The organism is Labilibaculum euxinicum (genome assembly GCF_009795715.1).
GTDB classification, from domain to species: domain Bacteria; phylum Bacteroidota; class Bacteroidia; order Bacteroidales; family Marinifilaceae; genus Labilibaculum; species Labilibaculum euxinus.
In genome coordinates, this window is record NZ_WTCR01000018.1 from 38,201 (window position 1) to 56,734 (window position 18,534).

General features: G+C 35.5%; 17 protein-coding genes and 2 tRNA genes. 6 read left to right on the forward strand and 13 right to left on the reverse strand.

Features of this window, described 5'->3' with window-relative positions:
• Positions 1 to 2 precede the first annotated feature (2 nt).
• The 9 genes from GQR60_RS18625 to GQR60_RS18665 form a co-directional block, all read right to left on the reverse strand.
• Positions 3 to 1,001, reverse strand: coding sequence for a DUF4837 family protein (locus GQR60_RS18625; RefSeq protein WP_124994386.1), 999 nt, complete (start codon positions 999 to 1,001; stop codon positions 3 to 5).
• 28 nt (positions 1,002 to 1,029) lie between these two features.
• On the reverse strand, positions 1,030 to 2,478 hold the full coding sequence (locus tag GQR60_RS18630) for a lytic transglycosylase domain-containing protein (RefSeq protein WP_124994387.1): 1,449 nt from the start codon (positions 2,476 to 2,478) through the stop codon (positions 1,030 to 1,032).
• A gap of 219 nt (positions 2,479 to 2,697) precedes the next feature.
• Positions 2,698 to 2,898: a twin-arginine translocase TatA/TatE family subunit gene (tatA, locus tag GQR60_RS18635; protein ID WP_124994388.1), complete on the reverse strand. Its 201-nt coding sequence runs from the start codon at positions 2,896 to 2,898 to the stop codon at positions 2,698 to 2,700.
• A 52-nt stretch (positions 2,899 to 2,950) separates the two neighbouring features.
• On the reverse strand, positions 2,951 to 4,306 hold the full coding sequence (gene rseP / locus GQR60_RS18640) for an RIP metalloprotease RseP (protein ID WP_124994389.1): 1,356 nt from the start codon (positions 4,304 to 4,306) through the stop codon (positions 2,951 to 2,953).
• 78 nt (positions 4,307 to 4,384) lie between these two features.
• Positions 4,385 to 5,533 (reverse strand): 1-deoxy-D-xylulose-5-phosphate reductoisomerase, encoded by a 1,149-nt coding sequence (locus tag GQR60_RS18645; protein WP_124994390.1) that lies wholly within the window; start codon positions 5,531 to 5,533, stop codon positions 4,385 to 4,387.
• Positions 5,534 to 5,557: 24 nt separating this feature from the next.
• A complete protein-coding gene (locus GQR60_RS18650; RefSeq protein ID WP_124994391.1) occupies positions 5,558 to 6,430 on the reverse strand; it encodes a M23 family metallopeptidase in 873 nt (290 codons plus the stop codon).
• Between the two features lie 121 nt (positions 6,431 to 6,551).
• Positions 6,552 to 6,623 (reverse strand) — tRNA-Met (locus tag GQR60_RS18655).
• Between the two features lie 63 nt (positions 6,624 to 6,686).
• Positions 6,687 to 6,758, reverse strand: a tRNA-Met gene (locus tag GQR60_RS18660).
• A 164-nt stretch (positions 6,759 to 6,922) separates the two neighbouring features.
• A complete protein-coding gene (locus tag GQR60_RS18665) occupies positions 6,923 to 7,375 on the reverse strand; it encodes a DUF4268 domain-containing protein (RefSeq protein WP_124994392.1) in 453 nt (150 codons plus the stop codon).
• A gap of 133 nt (positions 7,376 to 7,508) precedes the next feature.
• Here GQR60_RS18665 and GQR60_RS18670 point away from each other — a divergent pair, with 133 nt between their 5' ends.
• From GQR60_RS18670 to rnhA, 6 genes are all read left to right on the forward strand, one after another.
• Positions 7,509 to 8,657, forward strand: coding sequence for a metallophosphoesterase (locus GQR60_RS18670; protein ID WP_124994393.1), 1,149 nt, complete (start codon positions 7,509 to 7,511; stop codon positions 8,655 to 8,657).
• A 12-nt stretch (positions 8,658 to 8,669) separates the two neighbouring features.
• A complete protein-coding gene (locus GQR60_RS18675) occupies positions 8,670 to 9,347 on the forward strand; it encodes a DUF4956 domain-containing protein (RefSeq protein ID WP_124994394.1) in 678 nt (225 codons plus the stop codon).
• A gap of 19 nt (positions 9,348 to 9,366) precedes the next feature.
• Positions 9,367 to 10,446: a hypothetical protein gene (locus GQR60_RS18680; protein ID WP_124994395.1), complete on the forward strand. Its 1,080-nt coding sequence runs from the start codon at positions 9,367 to 9,369 to the stop codon at positions 10,444 to 10,446.
• A 64-nt stretch (positions 10,447 to 10,510) separates the two neighbouring features.
• Positions 10,511 to 11,116, forward strand: a complete 606-nt coding sequence (locus tag GQR60_RS18685) for a ribonuclease HII (RefSeq protein WP_101309927.1) — start codon at positions 10,511 to 10,513, stop codon at positions 11,114 to 11,116.
• Between the two features lie 266 nt (positions 11,117 to 11,382).
• Positions 11,383 to 13,560, forward strand: a complete 2,178-nt coding sequence (locus GQR60_RS18690; protein WP_124994396.1) for a S46 family peptidase — start codon at positions 11,383 to 11,385, stop codon at positions 13,558 to 13,560.
• A gap of 459 nt (positions 13,561 to 14,019) precedes the next feature.
• A complete protein-coding gene (gene rnhA / locus GQR60_RS18695; protein WP_124994397.1) occupies positions 14,020 to 14,478 on the forward strand; it encodes a ribonuclease HI in 459 nt (152 codons plus the stop codon).
• A 7-nt stretch (positions 14,479 to 14,485) separates the two neighbouring features.
• On the opposite strand, the gene GQR60_RS18700 is transcribed toward rnhA, so the two are convergent.
• From GQR60_RS18700 to GQR60_RS18715, 4 genes are all read right to left on the reverse strand, one after another.
• Complete coding sequence (locus GQR60_RS18700) at positions 14,486 to 15,511, reverse strand: potassium channel family protein (RefSeq protein WP_124994398.1); 1,026 nt, start codon at positions 15,509 to 15,511, stop codon at positions 14,486 to 14,488.
• Positions 15,512 to 15,521: 10 nt separating this feature from the next.
• Positions 15,522 to 15,872 carry an S-adenosylmethionine decarboxylase family protein gene (locus tag GQR60_RS18705; RefSeq protein ID WP_124994399.1) on the reverse strand — a complete coding sequence of 117 codons (351 nt, stop codon included), beginning with the start codon at positions 15,870 to 15,872 and terminating at the stop codon, positions 15,522 to 15,524.
• A gap of 131 nt (positions 15,873 to 16,003) precedes the next feature.
• The gene (locus GQR60_RS18710) at positions 16,004 to 17,545 is read right to left on the reverse strand and encodes a polyamine aminopropyltransferase (protein WP_306599010.1); all 1,542 of its coding nucleotides are present in this window, start codon (positions 17,543 to 17,545) and stop codon (positions 16,004 to 16,006) included.
• Between the two features lie 110 nt (positions 17,546 to 17,655).
• On the reverse strand, positions 17,656 to 18,528 hold the full coding sequence (locus tag GQR60_RS18715; RefSeq protein WP_124994400.1) for a DUF350 domain-containing protein: 873 nt from the start codon (positions 18,526 to 18,528) through the stop codon (positions 17,656 to 17,658).
• Positions 18,529 to 18,534: the final 6 nt, after the last annotated feature.

Here is an 18,534-nt window from a genome sequence, read left to right on the forward strand (position 1 = left end):
TTCTATTCCTTTTCTATGCTTGTGTAAGAATACATGATCGCTTCCAGTTCTCTCAACAATTCACGCTTATCGTGGTTTGGATAGTAAACGTACGAATCCATACACACAACTCTGTTGTTCTTTTGATCAAGAAAAGTAATATTTATAAAAGGACCTCCCATAAAATCGCCGTTCACTTTCCATAAACCTCTTGTTTCCACTGCATAGTTATCGAAAAACTTGAATTGACGGTTCGAAATTGGAAAATCCATTTCGGTACTCATATAACTACCCTCCTTAGGTCCCGGAACAAACTTATTAAGTAGTAAATTCCTCTTTTTGATCACCTCATCCTTCGTGAATGAATCCTCGGAAATATAATCGTAGGTATAAATAAACATCCCTTGACTCGTTGAGGGAGTCTCCTTGCTTACCCAAAGAAAATCAGGTTCTTCTTTGTTTATGGTATATCCCGCAGGGAAAGATAGAGTGAAATTATTTTTCTCCTTTAGCTTTTCGAAAATTTCCTGAACAACATTCTTTTTAAAAACCTTAATTTTCCTTTCCCGTTCACCAATATGAAAATAGGCAATAATCTTATTTTTATTTTCGCTCAAGAGCTGTATCATATCCTTGTTGCTCTTAGCTTCGATCTTCATAAACGATTGTGTTTTCGCATACAATTCATTCTTTACAGAGATCTTATTTTCCTTCACTTTCGACGAAACCCTAAGGTCTAAAATACTTCGGTGAGTTTTAAACATACTGGAAAACTCATTGTGCGAAATCTGCAGTATATCAAAAAGTGTCTCATCTTGCGGCAATCCAATTTGAGTATCATTTAGTACCGCCTTTAATGTATCTCCAACACTTCCTTCATATAAAGCATCATTTATTATTACAACTATTTCTCCCGATTTCCCGGTTACTACAGGTCTTAGTCCTTGTGTTGTTTTCTTGCAGGAAGAAATACTTACCGTTACAAGCAAACAAAGTAATGTTGTTTGAATTATTCTCTTCATAATTTTAAATTTACAGAGACAAATGTTTCTATTCGTAATGAACTATTTTTAATACCATTCCCGGCACTAATTTCTTAGAACGGGTTATACTATTTAATTCAACCAAATCGGTAGTCGATTCAAGTTGAAATCTATCTGCAATCGAGCTTAAACTATCTCCAGCCTGAACTTCATAAAGTAAAAAACTACTTTTTTTCAATAAAGGATCCCTTTGTGGTTTTTGAGCCAAGGTATCGGAAGGGTAAACCCAGATTTTCAGTTTTTGTCCAATAAAAATATCAGGACTATCCATCTCATTCCATGCCTTGATATTATTAATTGTACAGCCGTACTTCATTGCAATTTTATGAAAATACTCTCCCGCCTCTACACTATGTATTATACAGTATTTCCCCTCAGTCGTTGAAAGATCCTTTTGAAGATCAAGATATTTTTTAGGCTCATCCTTCATTCCGTAAATAACCTCTTCCAAATCAATAAATTTGCCCACTTTTCCTATTGGAAGAATCAATTTGGCCGGAAGTTCACACAAAGGAATCAAATCACACTTATAAATTGGATTTAACTCCCGAACTGCCTCTATGGGTAAATCAAGCACTTTGGCAACATGTTGAAACGAGATTGGATTATTTACAGTAACGGGAGATATTCTAAAGTATGGATATACATTTTTCGCAGGCACAATATTGTGTTCGGAACTATAATTCATGACATAATTAACGGCTATAAATGCAGGCACGTAATTTCTGGTTTGTTCGGGAAGATAAGGTGATATTTCCCAGAAATCAGTCTTTCCTCCGGAACGTTGAATCGCTTCACGCACAATACCAGGCCCTCCGTTGTAAGCTGCCAATGCAAGTTTCCAATCGCCAAAAATCCGATACAAATACTGAAGATATTTACAGGCTGCTTCTGTCGATTTATCCGGATCCATTCTCTCATCAATATACGAAGTGATTCTTAAATCGAACATTTTACTGGCATTATACATGAACTGCCATAAGCCAATTGCTCCTGATCGTGATTTTGCTTTAGGATCCAAAGCTGATTCTATAACTGATAAATATTTCAATTCCAATGGAAGCTGGTACTTATCCAAATACTCTTCGAACAAAGGGAAATACAATTCGGAACGCTCTATAATTTTTGCAGTTTTTTCACGATGCCTAATTGCATATGCGTCAATATATCTTCTGACAATTGGCTTAAAATCCAACTGAATCGGACTTTTTGCATTGAGTTTATCCATTCTCTCCTGATATACTTCATCAGAAAAAACTGGAATATAATTAGCATCCATTACAGTATTTTCCGGAAGATCTTCTTTCAATATTTCCGAAGTGAAATGAATCAAACGTTGATTGATTTCATTTATATTCTCAGGCTTTTCTTTGTTCAGAATATTGAAAAGCGACTGTGAATCTGCCTGAATAGCAAAAGCAAAGCAAAGAAAAATAAGAAGTAAATATTTCCTCATATATCAGCATTTAAATGCTCCTAAATTTCGTAAAATAATACGAAATGAAGATATTTCATCAACAAAATAACATAAAAAAAACACTTATTTCTAAATGTTCCGCTCAAAATGAATCTAAATAACTAAAAAGTTAGTTTTCAGATCATTATTATTTAATTCCTATTTAGAAAAAAAAAGACGTGACAAAAAAGGCAGGAAGTAACTCCTGCCTTTCCTATCTTATTTATTGTTGGATTCTTTATCCTTACTTTTATCCTTATCGTCATCCATATCAGTAGCCTTTTTAAACTCTTTCATTCCCTGACCCAATCCTTTCATTAGTTCCGGAATTTTTTTTCCACCAAAAAGAAGTACAATTACAAATACTATAATTATAATTTGCCAGGGACCAACCATTCCGGCTAAAACAAAAAGGTTCATATCTATTTATTTAATGATTTGGAATACTAAGTTACTAATTTTACTGAAATTTCTATTTCATATTAGAAATCCATTTTACAACATCATTACCATTTGCAAATATTAAAAGACCAAACAACAGCACCATTCCGGTTATCTGTGCATACTCCATAAACTTATCTCCTGGTTTTCTTCCTGTAATGATCTCATACATCAGAAACATTACATGTCCGCCATCCAAAGCTGGAATTGGAAGAATATTCATGATCGCCAAAATAATTGAGAGGAATGCTGTCAGATTCCAAAAGGCCTCCCAATTCCAAACACCCGGAAAAATATTACCAATAGTTATAAAACCACCTATTGATTTATATGCTTTAGTTTCCGAAGAGAAAATCAGTTTAAACTGTTTTAAATAGGATCCGAGCTTATCAATCCCTTTATTAAAACCTGCAGGAATTGATTCAACGAAAGTGTACTCCAATGTTTCATACTCGAACAAACCCGATTCTATTTGTGGATAGAATCCAATTTTCCCATCATCACCAACAGTAAGCTGAACTTGTTCGGACTTACCGTCTCGATTCAACTGAACCAAAATACTTTGACTCTTCTTCGACTGTAAAAAAGTCTGAAATTGATCGTAGTAGCTGAAACCAACAGAATCAATCGATACAATTTTATCTCCTTTTAAAATTCCGGCCTCACTTGCAGGAGATTCTTTCAACACTTTTCCAATAGAAACAGCACTGTAAGGATAACGAATATCAAACACAGGACTTAAAGAGAATCCCTTACTGCTTTTCTCCAATAATGCCGGCACAAAAGAAGAAGGAATATCAACACTTAGCTGCTCATTATTTCTTATGAATTGAATCGACTTAGGACTATTTAGCAAGATATCCGGAACGATATCATTAAACTTTTTTACTTTTTGATTATCCAAAGCGACAATTTTGTCACCATCCTGCAATCCTATACTCTCGGCCAAAGAATCACAAACAACACCATACTTCACATTTTCAGCAGGCAGATATTGCTCGCCCCAAGTGTAAAGCACTGCAACATAAATAACAAATGCAAGAACAAAGTTCACCAAAACACCACCTACCATGATCAATAACCTTTGCCATGCCGGTTTCGATCTGAATTCATAAGGCTCAGGAGGTAATTTCATCTGCTCCTTATCCATCGATTCATCAATCATTCCTGATATTTTTACATAACCACCAAGAGGCAGCCATCCAATACCATATTCTGTTTCTCCTTTTTTAAATTTAAACAAAGAAAATCCAGGATCGAAAAACATATAAAACTTTTCAACTCTGGTTTTGAACAATTTTGCAAAGGTAAAATGCCCTAATTCATGCAACACAACCAAGATGGACAAACTCAACAAAAACTGTCCTATTTTAACGATTACTTCCATTCAATTTCAATTAATAATTTAAACTCTTTGCCGACTAATAGAATCAGCAAATTAGCGGATGCCTAAGATAGGTATTTTTTACAACATAGATAATGCCAATTTCCTTGCTTCCTTATCTGTTAACACATAATCTTCGTAGGTTGGATTTTTAATAAATCCGGTTTTGTGCATACAGTCTTCTATAATATCGCTCATTCGTAAAAATCCAACTTCATCTCTTAAAAAGGCATCAACAACCATTTCGTTGGCAGCATTTACAATACATGGTAAATTCCCGCCTTTTTCCATTGCCTGAAAAGCCAAATTTAAATTTTTAAAATTCTTTGAATCGGCCGCTTCGAAACTCAAATTCGGATAATCTAAAAAATTAAAACGTGGAAAATCTGTTTTTAATCTTTTCGGATAGGTAAGTGCAAACTGAATAGGTAATTTCATATCCGGCAATCCCATTTGTGCTTTCATCGATCCATCTTCAAACTGCACTATAGAATGCACAATTGATTGCGGATGCACAATCACATCAATTTGAGAAGCTTTTAAATCGAACAGCCATTTGGCTTCAATCGCCTCAAAACCTTTATTCATCATACTGGCAGAGTCAATGGTTATTTTTGCTCCCATGTCCCAGTTAGGATGCTGCAAGGCTTGCTTAGAACTTACGTTTTCTAGAAATTTTTTATCCTTGCCTCGAAACGGTCCTCCGGAAGCGGTCAAATAAATCTTTTCAATCGAATTATCGAACTCGCCGGATAAGCACTGAAAGATTGCTGAGTGTTCCGAATCTACAGGGTAAATATTAACACCATTCTCTAAGGCTAATCTTTGAATAATTTCACCTGCAACCACAAGAGTTTCCTTATTTGCCAGAGCAATATTCTTTTTTGCCTCAATGGCTTTAATAGTGGGAAGAAGTCCTGAATATCCAACCATTGCTGTAACCACAACATCGATTGCCGACATTTGCACGACTTGTGCTATTGCATCAATTCCGGCATAAACCTTTATGGGTTCATTTTTTAAAGCTTCGGAAAGCTCAGTGTATTTTTCTTCGCAAGCAATAACAACCACATCGGGATGGAATTTTTTTGCTTGCTGAATCAACAGCTCAATATTATTATTCGCCGTCAGTACATCCACAATAAAATCATCAGGATTGGCTTCCACCACTTCTAAGGTCTGCGTTCCAATGGAACCGGTAGATCCCAAAATGGCAATATGTTTACTCATCAATAATTAGAGTTTTATTTGTAGTTAGAATTTGATATAATCCTCAGGATTTAATGCTTGTCCATTGTGCCACAACTCGAAATGCAAATGAGGCCCGGATGTAAGCTCTCCCGAATTCCCCAGCAAAGCAATTGCCTCGCCGGCTTTTACGTGCTCGCCAGTTTTCTTCAACAGTTCAGAATTGTGCTTGTAAACCGACAATAAATTGTTCGAATGCTGAATTTGAATAACGTAGCCAGTATTTAGTGTCCATTCTGAAAACACAACAGTTCCATCCAATACCGATGAGATTCTTTCATTCAGTCCCCCGACAATGTCGGTACCAAAATGCTCAATTTTACTATCGTAATGATTAGAAACCATGCCGTTAATCGGCGCAAAAAAGTAGGTGTTGGACAAGCCTCGGGCTTTTGGAGCGCTTCCAAAAGATAAATTATATTTCTCATCCTCCTCATGCTCTTTCCGAAAAGCTGAATCATTTGAAGAGATACTAAAACTTAAATCTTTGTATTTGGGATCAACAATTGAATCATCAGCATTCTCAACAACATTATCGAAATCATTTCCTGAAATAACATTTCGAATTCCTTGAAAAAAGCGATCTCTTTTATCCAGTTCTGCAATAAGGGAATCTGCTAGAATCGCATTATCCTCAATATTTTTTCGCATTTCACCATCGGGGTAACCGGGAATATATTCACGTAACGGAGTAAATGCAATAAGTAAAGTCACCAACACGATAAGGATAATTGAAAACAATCCAGTTACCGTAAAAACATTTAAACGTGATAATCGAATCGATAATACCTCATCAAAAGTACCTTCATTGGAAATAGTTAACCTGTATTTGTTTTTTAATTTCTCAAGTAAAGGCTTTTTCTCTTTTAAACGACTCATAATGAAAGGATCTAAAATATTTACGCAAAGGTAAGAGAATTAGCGTAAAATGTTTACTTCTGAGAAGGTAAAAATTACCACTAAAAAAGGGCTTTGGATTTCTCCAAAGCCCTTTCGCTAGTAGCGGGAGCCAGACTCGAACTGACGACCTTTGGGTTATGAGCCCAACGAGCTACCACTGCTCCATCCCGCAATATATTTTCGAAAGATACTATCTTTTATTTCTTGTTTAGGCCTGCTTAATCCTAATCCTTAGTAGCGGGAGCCAGACTCGAACTGACGACCTTTGGGTTATGAGCCCAACGAGCTACCACTGCTCCATCCCGCAATATATTTTAAGAAATATCTTTCGTTTTGCGGTTGCAAAGATAGGAGGCTTTTGTTCGAAAACAAAATTATACTGATAAAATTTAAACAAATCCTTAGTGATACGGCACTAAACACAGACATAAGCACTGTTTACCATACAGATACGAATCCAAAAAAAATATCCTACACAGCTTGCAATACGACATCTTTAACATCTAAAAATGCTTCTTCCAAAATTGTCATTTTCGAGAACATGAATTCGAAATAGCTTTTCCATTCATCCTTGTTATAAATTAATGCTCCTTCCAAATGGTAATAAATCATACCTACATCTTTAAATCCCTCAATAAAATAGTCTTTTTCCCATTTTAAATCCGTTCCGCAAGTACCCATTATTACGGGCTTATACTTTTCGAACTGTTCATAAACAGAATGTCTTTTCGAATCCAACTTACTATCAATCTGAATAATAACAAATACTCCATTCTCATTCAGATCAAACTTTAACTGCACTTCCTTAATCTGAGTTCCGCGCAAAACCCATGAGGTCATCTTTCTTCCCTTTTCTTTTGAATATCTTTTAAATCCATCCCAAAATTGAATTTTAACTTCTTTAGATTCTTCTTTAGTATACATTATTTTGCTTTTTTTTACAAAAATAAGGATATCTTACAAGATACAATGGTTTACAGGAATATGAATTCGCATTTAATTAAAATGGAAATTAATCTTATCTTTAAACACTCTAAATAATGCAATCAGATAATTAATGCAGATAAAACAGGTCTACATATATTTACTCCTCATATTATTGCTTGGTTCCTTTCAGTCTCGTGCATCTTTTGACCAGGACACAATTTGCAAAGACTCCTTGATTGTTGCCAGCTATGTTGAAGGCCCTCACGTTAGATACATTTCTTCGACAAGAGTTGAGGCTTTTTACATAGTGCACGACAGCATAAAAAACAAAACCAGAAAAATAAGCAAAACTTTCCGGTTTAAGAATGACACCGTGACCTTCCTCGGATTTGCAGGAAATGATACTCTGACTTATATTATTCCTCATAAAATCAAGCCAGAATCTGGGGAAAATCCTTCAAATAATAAGATAGTCGTTCTGGGGGATATCCATGGCGAATTTGAATCATTATTAGCTATTCTTCGTTACAACAAAATTATTGATGAAAAAAACAAATGGAATTTTGGGGATGGACAAATAGTTTTTACCGGCGATGTATTTGACAGAGGGGATAAAGTGACAGAATGCTTATGGTTCATTTTTCAATTGGAAATTCAAGCGAAAAAACAAGGTGGAATGGTTCATTACCTTCTGGGAAACCATGAAATGATGGCTTTACTTTTTGATGATAGATATGTTGTTGATAAATATCAGCATGCGGCTCATTATATTCACTTTCATTACTCACATTTTTTCGACAAACATTCGGTTTTGGGTAAATGGCTGCGATCTAAAAATACTATTGTCCGCATAGGAGAACAATTATTTGTACATGGTGGTATTTCTCCTGATTTTTTAGAGAAAAAAATGAGTATTGATGAAGTAAATACTGGTATGAGATACCACTTAAATAATTATACCGAGCTAAAAGACACGACACTAGTTGATTTATTTTTATATTCAAATAGTCCGTTATGGTATCGCGGCTATTTATCAAGAACACCAAAATATGACCGTATATCTTTACAGGAGGTACTAAAGACACTTGATTTTTATCATGCCAACGTTATTATTTTTGGACACACTCCTGTCGCTAAAGTATATGCATTTTATTCGTTTAAACTCATTGGAATGGATGTGCCCATAGGCGATCCCAACTATATTGATCAGGGCTTACTTATAGAGAATCAGAAATATTATCGGATATTTGCACATAAGGAAAAAGAACGGTTACAATAAAACGAAAACAGCATGGAATTTATTACTGATATAATAACGAACCCAAATATTCCAACATCATTTATGGACTCGAATAATATACTTGAATTATTATTCCGGTTCATACTTAATTTAGCAGTAACGGTTTTTGTAATCAATTACGTTTATTTCAGAGCTACAGGAAAAAGATCCTACGTTTTTACCTACATCATGATTAGTACAACCGTATTCTTTCTTTGTTTTTTACTTGGAAGTATTGAATTACAACTTGGTTTTGCTCTGGGATTATTTGCAATCTTTGGAATTATCCGCTACCGTACCGATACCATACCAATCCGGGAAATGACCTACCTTTTTCTTGTCATTACCATATCAGTTATTAATGCATTAACCAGAGGGGAAGTAAGTTTTGGCGAAATTGCTTTTACCAACGCAGCTTTTATGGCAACCACCTGGGTGATGGAAAGGGTTTGGATGAAGCGTCATCTTGCGAGAAGAACCATAGTATATGATCGACTTGATTTAATTCATCCCAGCAAGCATCAGGAATTAATTGATGACATCGAAACCCGGACAGGAATGGTAGTCGCAAAATTTAGTATCGGACAAATAGATTTGGCAAAAGGATATACAAAGCTAATTGTATTCTACAAAGAGTCTGTAACTCCTAATATATTAACCGATGCCGAAATAAGCGACAGGAGTACCTGACTAATAAAGCACTTTTGTTATGATAAAACTAATTCGCCACAAGACTTTTCTCATACTCTTCCTATTCTCACTGGGATGCACGAGACTATTTGCAATTGGTCAGGAAAAAATAGATTCTGTTTATCATGCTCCGGATTTATTTGAATCCGATACGCTTATTGAATTATCAATAACTACTGATCTAAAGTCATTGGTTAAAGATGTAGGTGATAATAACAAATATCACAAGGGGAGACTCTCCTACCTACTTGGCGATTCGATAGTTTCCATGATTGTAGAACTTAAAACCAGAGGTAATTTCAGGAAAGACCGCAGTATTTGTGCATTTCCCCCGTTAACTGTAAAATTCAATAAAGCAGAATCAAACTATTCACTCTTTCACGATAACAATAAGCTAAAACTGGTTTCTCATTGTCAAAATCGAAACGATAGGTATGAACAAATGCTTATCCATGAATACCTGATCTACAAAGCATATAATATTTTCACACCTGAAAGTTTTAGGGTTCGTTTGGTAAAAATATCTTACAAGGACAGTAAAGGAGAGATGAAACCTCTAGAAAAATTTGCATTCTTTATAGAAGACTTTAAAAAAATGGCTGCAAGGAATGGCAAGATAGCACGTTACGACAAAAAAGTTCATCAGGATCGTACTAACATCAGTAAGGTAACCAAACTTGCTATCTTTCAATACATGGTTGGGAATACAGATTGGGGAGTTCCAACCCTTCATAACATCAAACTTATTTCGAAGACACCAACTTCTCGCTTAATAACAGTACCCTATGATTTTGACTGGGCCAGTTTGGTAGATGCTCCATATGCCACCCCTAATGCAAAATTAGATATTCAGTCTATTCACGAACGGCTTTACAGAGGTTATCAACGAACCGCTGAAGAACTGGAATGTATTTTCAGGGAATTTAGAATGAAAAAAGAGTTTTTATACAAGCTGTACACAAATTGTCCTTATCTGGATGATAAAGAAAAAGAACGTGCCTTGAATTATTTCGATGAATTCTATGAAATAATAGACAATCCTAGAAGTGTAAAATCAGAATTTATTGACGGCGCCCGAATTATTAAATACAAAAATTAATTTAACAGATGCAATTTGATTCCATAGAAAATTCGATCTATTTTTACAGACAAATATTGCATCTATGAATGAATTAGCCTCCTATTTACACAAAAATATGATTGAAGCAGGTTGCGACGAAGCAGGACGAGGTTGTCTTGCCGGCCCCGTATTCGCATCGGCAGTAATCTTACCTAAAAATTTCTCGAACAAAATATTAAACGATTCAAAAAAACTCTCTGAAAAAAACAGATATTTGCTTCGCGAAGTAATTCAGAAAGAAGCAATTGCCTGGGCAGTTGGAATTGTCAGCCACACCGAAATCGATCAGATTAATATTCTGAATGCTTCTTTTTTAGCCATGCACAGAGCTGTTGAGCAACTCAAAATTACACCTGAACATCTGCTTATTGATGGAAACCGCTTCACTCCTTATCCGAATATCAATCACACCTGTATCATAAAGGGAGATGGGAAATACTTATCGATTGCAGCCGCTTCTGTTTTGGCAAAAACCTATCGCGACGATTACATGTTATCCGAGCATGAGAAATTTCCTTGTTACGATTGGAAAAATAACAAAGGTTATCCAACCAAAAAACATCGCTTGGCCATTCAGGAACACGGAATCAATCCCATCCACCGAAAAACCTTTTCTCTCCTGCCAAATCAATTAGAGTTGAAATTTTGAGGAAAAACAGCTCATTAACAAGCAATTATCAATTCTATTTAACGAGAAAAACACAGGGTTCATCTAATTTTCAGCATCCAATAAAAACACAACACACTGATTAGCAATTGATTGTTTTTTCATGCGCTTTTTAGCACTTTTCCAAGAAAAATGGAATCGTATATTAATATTAACTTTGCTATTCGACTAAATACTTATAACAACTGATAACCATTCTGGTTTACCAAAAACCAGTTCGGTTATATTAAAAATTTAAAGTAAATCAAATGAGAAAATTTGCATCATTAATTTTGGGATTAAGCTTACTACTTAGCTTTTCCAATGCAAAAGCAGATGAAGGCATGTGGCTTTTATCTTTATTAAATAAGAACGTTGCCGAAATGAAGGCAAAAGGTTTAAAATTATCTGCCGATGATATTTACAGCATCAATAAAAGTTGTTTAAAAGATGCGATTGTAGGTTTAGGATTTGAAGGAAGACCATTCCGTCATTTCTGTACTGGTGAAATTATTTCTGATCAAGGTTTATTTCTTACAAATCATCACTGTGGATTCAGTGCTCTTCAATCACACTCTACAACAGAGCATGATTATCTTTCAGATGGATTTTGGGCTTACGATAAAAATGAAGAGCTCACCAATCCAGGTGTTACAGCCTCTATATTAGTTCGCATGGAAGATGTATCGAAAGAAGTTCTTTCGGCAGTGAATGACGAAATGACTGAGGAAGAGCGCTACAAAGCAATTGAAAAAGTTGCCGTAGAATTGGAGAAAAAAGCTGAAGAAGGAACAGATTACAAAGCGAATGTTAAAAGCATGTTTGAAGGAAACCAATATTTCCTTTTCGTATATGTAATTTATAAAGATGTTCGTTTAGTTGGAGCTCCTCCACAATCAATGGGTAAATTTGGCGGTGATACAGACAACTGGATGTGGCCGCGTCACACTGCAGATTTCTCTATGTTCAGAATCTATACAGGACCTGATGGAAAACCTGCTGATTACTCGGATAATAACATTCCATTAAAACCAAATCATCACCTTCCTGTTTCTGCCAAAGGCGTAGAAGAACAGGATTTTGCAATGATTATGGGATTCCCTGGAACTACCGACCGCTATCTTACTTCTTTTGGTTTGGAAGAAACAATGAAAATCACCAACCAAAACCGTTACGATATCCGTACTTTAAAATTGGATATTATGAAGGAAGATATGCTTAAAGATGCAAAAGTTCGTATTCAATATGCGGCCAAACATGCTCAGAGTGCCAACTATTGGAAATATTCAAACGAGCAAAACAAAGCCCTTACAAAGTTGAATACAATGGGGCACAAAAAAGAAATTGAAAAGGAATATCTTGAATGGGCAAATAAAAAATCAAAAAGAGAAGCTAAATATGGAAAAGCTCTTGAAATGATTGCTCAGGTTTATGCAGAACGTAAAGAAGTAATGAATGCCAGTTCCTACTTAAGAGAAGCTTTGCTAAGTGGTGCGGAAATGCCTGTTTTTGCGATTCAACTAGGAGGTCTAAAATCGTTACTTGAGGCTGAAACTCCAGATACAACGGCAATTGAAAAGGCAATTACTGGTTACCGTCAAGCCGCTGAAGGTTTCTATAAAGATTACAATGCTCCAACCGATGAAAAACTAATGGCCGGCATGTACAAAATGTACGCAGAGAATATTCCGGCAGATCAACAGCCGGAGATATTCAAAACTTTTAGCGAAGAATACAACAACGACTTTAACAAATTAGCTTCTGACGTTTATTCAAACTCCATTTTTGCTACATCTGAAAGTTTCAATAAATTTCTTGATGACCCAAAACTGGAAACTCTTGAAAATGATATTGCTTTCAAAATAGGTAACTCAATCATTGCTAAATACAAAGAGATTAGAGCTGAATTATCAAAAGGATCTGATCAACTGCAAAAAGGGAAACGCCTGTTTGTTGATGGTTTAATGCAAATCAATAAAAAGAAAAATCTGGCTCCGGATGCAAATTCATCTATCCGTTTAACTTACGGAAATGTTGGTGGATACACTCCAAAAGATGGTGTTTACTATAAACATTTCACAACTCTTAAAGGAGTAATGGAAAAAGAAGATCCTACAAATGATGAATTTGTTGTTCCTGCTAAACTAAAAGAGCTGTACAATAAAAAAGACTTTGGTCAGTATGCCGATAAAAACGGCAACTTACCTGTTTGTTTCTTAACCAACAGTGACATTACCGGAGGTAACTCAGGATCTCCTGTAATTAACGGAAACGGTGAGTTAATCGGTACTGCTTTTGATGGTAATTCTGAAGCTATGTCAGGAGACATCGATTTTGAAGAAAATCTGCAAAGATGTATCAATCTTGACATTCGTTACACACTTTTCATTATTGATAAGTTTGCCGGTGCTCAAAATCTGATTGACGAAATGACTATTGTGAAATAAATAGTACTGAGATTTTAGATGTGAGTAATTAGATTGACATACATGATAATTTTAAAATCATATCAAAATAGATTAACAAGGATGTTCGAATTTTCGGACATCCTTTTTTTAAGGATTTTAAAGGATACAAAGGAGAAATTAAAATATCCAAATTTAATAGTCTGTTCTTGCCTGCTTATCGCAATAAATTGCGAACACTACCGCAAAAATTTGCGGTAAGCAATGCAAAAAGTTGCAGTAAGCAGAGCGAAAATAGTAAGTAAGCATACACCAATTGGTTTGTACCGGTACCTGAAATCTCTTTTCCTTATCCAAAATCATCTTACACCATTTACAAAATAATTTGAGTTGCTTACAACTTGAAAAAATCAGGAACAAATTCGACAGCCAATTTTCTTATACATCCTTTCTGCATCTCATTTTTTCTTACTTTTGATTTGAAAACCGCAAACCAATAATATGTCGACTAAAATAACTATGTATACTGATGGAGCTGCAAGTGGAAACCCCGGACCGGGTGGATATGGTGTAGTTTTAATTTCGGGAAAGCATCGAAAAGATTTAAATCAGGGATTTAAGCTTACTACAAACAACAGAATGGAACTGATGGCTGTTATTGTTGGACTGGAGGCATTAAAAACACCCGGTTGTGATGTTACGATTTACTCCGATTCGAAATACGTGGTTGATTCTGTAGAGAAAAAGTGGGTTTTTGGATGGGTGCAAAAGCGCTTTAAAGGGAAAAAAAATGCAGATTTATGGATGAGATTCCTGGAAGTTTACAAAAAACACAATGTGAAATTTGTTTGGATCAAAGGTCACGCTAACATTCCGGGCAACGAACGTGCCGATCAGTTAGCGGTTATGGCTTCCCAAGCGCCAAATCTTCCCGATGATGTTGGTTATAATCCTGAATAATTCAGCTTTATTCACCTTCCTTCACGCCAAAGAAATCTTCCAGATTCTTTTTCGTTTCTCCGCTGGAGATTAAAATCAAGTAATCACCCGTTGCAACCATTGTTCCCTTTGGCGGATTCTTCATTAACCTGCCCTCCTTCACCATTCCTATCAAAATTGCATTATGATCGAGCTTCAGTTTCATGAAAGCAGCCATATATTCCTCACCGGAAAAATCGCATTCTTCTGTAATTATATACTGCTGAATGTCCGAATCTTCATCAGCAACACTTGTAGAAATTAAATCTTCGGTATAGGTAGCTACATAAGGTTCGAACAAGTAAGATGCAACCAATTTTGAAGCAACTTCACTCTGTGCAATTACATGAACAATACCAGCATTCACAAAAGTTTCCCTCAAACTAGGGTTTAAACAAGTAACAACAATATTTGCCTCAGGGTATCTTTTCTTTAAGTTGATCACAAAAACCAAGGTTTCCGAATCGTCATCGAAATTCACAAATATTCGTTTTGAACGCTCAACATTCACTTTACTTAAAGCTTCAACATTGGAGTAATCAGCAAAAAGACTAAATGTATTTTTAGAAGGATATAAATCAGCAATTAAATCCAGATCAGCTTTATTATTGGTTACAAAAGCTACCTTTTGTCCTGCCTGAATAATTTGGCTCGCTACTTTTTGTCCAAATTCATTCCAGCCAATAATGATGTAATGATTATCAAAATCACTTCCCCAGAAACCACTTTTTTTCTTTTCCATATACTGATTAAATCTAACAGTTACTTCACCAATAACAAATCCCAATATTCCCAAACTTCCAATAATCACAAGTAAACCAATAATTTTACCCGCAAATGTTACCGGATAAAAATCACCGTATCCTACTGTTGTAAGAGTTACAATAGCGTACCAAAAAGCATCTCCAACTGTCTTGATATTTGAATCAGGCGATTGCCCCTCAAAATATTTAATTCCCAGTATGGCAATTACGTATATTAAAAATGCAATAAAAATACTTAGCCTTTTCTTCATGTGATTCTACTTATTCAGGTACACAAATCTCTACACCATCACCGTTCCATTTAATGTCAAGCTTACCGGCATTTACCAAACTTCGGAAATCTTCTGATTTTTTCTGGTTGCAGCTGCTCAGCTCAACATACGACCATCCTTTATCTGGGAAAGTATGAATGGCTAAGTGTGATTCAGCAAGCAACCAAAAAGCAGTATATCCCTGAACCGGAAAATGATGATCGGTAAAATTCAAAATCACAAAGCCAACCTGCTCCAAATAATCTTGGAACTGAGCTTGCAAAACCTTAGGTTCACATTCGGAAACCCAAAATCGAAGATTGTGAATTTTTGCTACTAATATTTTTGTTTTCGTCTTCATTCGACACTAATTTTAGACGCTGATTTTTATGATTGTATAAGATAAAAGCTGATTATTTCTACCTCTGTTTTATCAGTACATTTTCTCTGTTGAGGATTCTGTTTCAATAATAATTCAAATCTGATTTATTATTAATAAAGATCCCAATTGCCTTTTAAATAATACTTATACAGCACAGGTTCATGAATTCTATTGATATAAACACTGTCTTTTTCCCAAGGATAAATATCCTTACCAAAAGATGTAATCAAGGTCATAGCTTCCTTATTGATCCAACGTGTTGGTATACGAAACTCGATATTTTGCAATTGCTTTTTCACATTGGTATCAGCAGGCTGTTTTACCCCTAAACTCCACCCCCATTCGCCTAAAGTTATCACCTGATTGTGCATTGGAACTGTTTGGAAACCTGCACTTTTCATTGTCTCTAAAATACACGAAAATGCCTGCGTTGCAAAATAAGGACTGCCTGCCTGAGTTACAATAACACCTCCGGGACGTAAATGACGATAACAAAGTTTATAAAATTCATGCGAATACAAACGTCCCAGTTCTACACCTCTCGGGTCTGGTAAATCAATAATTATTACATCATAATAATCATCATTCGACAGCAAATACTTGTAACCATCATCATTCAATACCTCAACCTTTGCATTATTCAGCGAGTTTTGGTTCAATTTGGTCAAGATGGGATTCGTCTTTCCCAATTTGGTCATGGCTGGATCCAAATCAACTAAGGTGATTTTCTCAACCTTGGGATATTTTAAAATCTCCCGAACAGCACAACCATCACCACCACCTAATACCAGCACGTTAACCGGATTTGGATGCAAACTCATTGCAGGATGAACCAAAGGCTCATGATACATCAATTCATCACGCGTACATAACTGTTCGTTACCATTTAGGTACAGCCAGTAATCATTCTTCCATTTCGTAATTACAATACGCTGATATTTAGTTTGCTCCGCAAAGATTACCTTGTCGGAATATTTTTGCTGCTCGCCATATTTAATGATAGGATCGGTAACAAAAACCCCGGTTGTCAGCGAAATCATGACAAATGTGCCTAAGACAATCAAGGCTTGCCTTTCTGAGGATTTCAAAAGATCCCAAAGAAAAATCAACACCACAATCGAGACAGAGAAATTTACAAACCCAAGAATAAAAGGAGTATAAATCAATCCAAATACGGGTAATCCGATAAAGGCAAAAAATATCCCTCCAAGCAGACTTCCATAGTAATCGTTCTCTAAAATATTCGAAATATTGAACCTTAATTTCTCGTAATCATCGTTAATGCGGATCACCAAAGGAATTTCCATTCCAATCAACAATCCAATACAAATTGCCAGACTGTAAATAAGAATTCCTATCGATTGAGTATATGCAGAAGCCGTATAAACCAGTAAAGCAGCAAACGAAACGATGAACGATAACACAAATTCTAAGATCAGAAAACGTTTCAATAAACGGGTTTCAAAATTCTTAGTAATTCGACTACCCAAACCCATTGAGAATAACATGAGTGAGATAATCATCACCCAATGAAAAACAGAATTACCTAAGAAATACTGTGCCAAAGTGGACAAAATATACTCTGCCACCACACCTGAAAATCCTGTAGCAAAAATTGCCGCTTTTAATAATGTTGATTTATTCTTGAACACTTTCAGAGAATTATGAATTACGAATTTTCGATCATGAATTGGAATGCACAAACCGACATTATCCAACTCATGATCTTTAATTCATAATTCAACATTTATAATTCATAATTTTATAAGCACCATGTGATTAAAACCGATCCACCGATATAAGCAAATGCTTCAATTAAAGCAGCTCCAACATTGGGTTTTTCCTGATTAATAATTTCATCGGTTAACCGTTCACCCGGCAGTAATATCTTATCTGTTATTAAACGCATAACCGGCAATAGAATAATTCCCACAACAAGCTCAAAACCAGCTTCGGCAAAGCTTGGCAACCATCCTTCAAAATCTCCGGTTAATCCAAAACGAATTAAATTTCCTATCGCAATTATAGCTCCGGCGAAACCAATTCCAACGGCAACATTGTCTTTTTCGATGTGTTCATGCAAATTGTATGGAGTAATCCAATTATAAATGCGTGTAGTTACAATTAAAGCAATTTGACCAAATGCCCAAAAAACAACGGCTGTAAGAATCCCAAACAAAAGTCCTTCGCTCTCGCCCGAAACGGCTCCAAAAATAATTAAACCTGATGCTACCGAAACTGCACCTTCTACAACACCGGTTCCGGCATTCTGATCCTCAATAATCTCCTTACGAACTGAAAATTTTCGAAGTATTAAATAATCAGATAAAAATATAGAAATGTTCAAAAGTACGATGGCCAATAAACCGTAAACGGCAATATCAATCACATCATTTACCAAACCATTTGATGGTCCTACGATTGCACTTCCTATTGAAAACAATAAGCCGATATAGTACCCCACATGAGAAATGGCAAAGGCAAAGTTATCTTTCTTCACCAACTCCTCTTTCACTTTAAAAGAAGGGTGAAGCAATTGATAAATAAATTTTCCAATCAGGAAAATGACAAATGCTGCCATGATATAAACCACAGCATCATAAACGATAAACGAAATTTCTGATAATGATATCATAAGTAT